Source organism: Streptomyces sp. NPDC101151, assembly GCF_044768335.1.
GTDB lineage: Bacteria > Actinomycetota > Actinomycetes > Streptomycetales > Streptomycetaceae > Streptomyces.
Map to the genome: position 1 here is coordinate 1 of NZ_JBIWPP010000122.1, position 2,432 is coordinate 2,432.

At 63.1% G+C, this 2,432-nt stretch carries 1 protein-coding gene; it reads right to left on the reverse strand.

Going from position 1 to position 2,432, the window contains the following annotated elements; all coding sequences use genetic code 11:
• Positions 1-111 precede the first annotated feature (111 nt).
• The gene (locus tag ACIRU3_RS47600) at positions 112-1,893 is read right to left on the reverse strand and encodes a reverse transcriptase domain-containing protein (RefSeq protein WP_404070709.1); all 1,782 of its coding nucleotides are present in this window, start codon (positions 1,891-1,893) and stop codon (positions 112-114) included.
• Positions 1,894-2,432: the final 539 nt, after the last annotated feature.

Here is a 2,432-nt window from a genome sequence, read left to right on the forward strand (position 1 = left end):
GCGGTTGGGTCGGCCGCGCGGCGAGGTGCTCGCCGTGGGGCGAGTCCTGTTCCACGCGGCCTCCCGCCGAACCGGACATGACGGTTTCCCGGTCATCCGGCTCTCCAGTGACTACTGCGTGAGTGGTCTGGCTGGCCGTTCCGAATGGATACGGTCGTGGCAGATGTCGCAGGCCACGACAGTTTTGCGGCGACGGTGGAGCATGACGCGCGCCCAGTCGGAAGGCTGCCATCCGGCATGCGTAAGGTCAGCGAGAGCGCGGACGTGGTGCACTTGCACGTTGCCCTTGCTTCCGCAGATCTCGCAGGTATCCGCCAGGAGTCTCGCGATGAGTTCCTTCTGCGGATAGTCCACCCGGACAGGCTCACGGTCGGCGAGTTCCGCCGCCCGCTGCCGTTGGAGAGGAATCCCACCGAACCGGGCCACCAGTGGTGTCCTGTTCTTCCGCTCGATTCGGGCCTCGAAGCAGACTCGGGGACCGTTGGGGGTGTCGATTCTGGCCTTGTGCTTGGCGGCCATCTTCGACACTGACGAGCGGTGCTTGGCCGCAAGAGTCTTGAGCATAGAAGTTTCCATGACCCATTGCAGCCGATGCAGCCGGAAGACATCTCCGGCAAGCAGGTAGTACTGGACGACGCCCCGATAGACTGTCCCGAAGGTCGCCACGATCGCGTGATCGCTACTGTTGACCAGGGCCGTCTTCTTTGCGGGCTTTCCGCGATCGATATAGGGGGCGCACTTGGCTTTGATCACGTCCCGTGGAACACGGAGTGCTATCTGGCCGTTGACTCGACGGTAACGGCCGGTTTTCTTCGTGTCGTTGTGCTGGGTCGTGATCTCGTAGCCGAGAAACCTTGCTGCCCGGGTGCGGGCGTGAGTGATCAGTGTCTTTTCCTGGGACAGTTCCAGCCTGAGTTCGTCACGCAGGAACTGGGCCAGGCGTTGTTTGATCTGCTCGGCCTCGGCTTTCGGACCGGTGAAACCGAGGAGGTGATCATCCGCGTAGCGTACGTAGCGCAGCCTGCGGTATCCCGGATCATCGGGATCCGCGCTCGGCAGGCTGACCATCCGCTGACGCAGCGCACGGGCCTGGACCCGGTCGCCGCGCCGGCGGGCTTTCGCCAGCAGATTCTGCAACTCCAGATAGGCCGGGTTGCGGGCCCGGCGTTTCCCTCGGGTGTACTCCGGAATTAGAACTGTCTCGACGAACTCATCCAACTTGTGCAGGTAGATGTTGGACAGGACCGGGGAGGCCACCCCGCCTTGCGGCGCTCCGGAGAGCGTGGCGCCCCATCTCCAGTCCTCCAGGTACCCGGCTGTCAGCATGTTGCGCACCAGCCGCAGGAACCGCTGGTCATGGATCCTCTCGCCGAGGATCGACAGCAGGACCTCGTGGTCCAGGCTACCGAAGCAGTCGGCGATGTCCCCTTCGATGAACCAGGACGCCCCGGTCCAGGTATGGTCCACCTCCCGCAAAGCGGTATGGCAGCCCCGGCGGGGACGAAACCCATGAGAGCGGTCGGAGAACGTGGGCTCGTAATACGCCTCCAATAACAGGCGGACCACTTCACCGACGAGCTTGTCCGACCAGGTCGGCAGCCCCAGCGGACGCGTCTTCCCATTCTTCTTCGGGATATGGACGCGCCGGACCGGACGGAAGCGGTAACGCTCGTGGCGCATCGCCTCGATGATCCGGTCAATCTTCCGCTGTGACATGCCGTCCACGGTTTCCGACGTGACCCCGGGTGTCATCGCGCCATGATTGGCATAGATGCGACCGTAGGCCAGCAGATACAACTGCGGATTGAACAGCTGCCGATACAGTTCATCGCACGGCAGGCCCTGCCTGCCGCGTTCACGCAGGACACCCAGCACCGTTTTGGCGCTCTGCATTCCGCATACCTCCCGAGTCTGAGGTGTCCGAATCACCTGGCCCCCTTCGCCCGATGCGGACGGCTTTCCCGTCCTCCCTGGCCGGTCGTGACTCCGGCGACTACTACGGGGCCTCCGTCGCCGTAGGACTCGCGTCCCGTAGGCGATCCCACGTTCGTCCCTGTCTGTACGTTCTAGCGCGACACAGGCGTCCCACTCATCTCCTTGAATGTCCTCGCTGGACATCGCTCCGCACTCCGGAAGTTGACCCGACCACAGCAATCGAAGCCAGGGCAGAGTGCGGCGCCGGTTTCAGATGTCTTTCCGACGGATGGGAACTTGCATCTTCTGGAGATTGGGCTTCAAACAATCCAGTCTTCGCCATATCGCGCGGGCCACCCTGCGCACCGTGCCCGACAACTGGCCCCGGTCACAGGTTTTCTGACATGCTCTTGTCCCCTTCACCTTTCGGATCCAGGTAAGTCATCGGGCCCAGGAACCTCCTTCCGAGTTCCTCCCGGCTGAGCCGGGGATACAAACAGAGCGCCTCGTGGCGCACA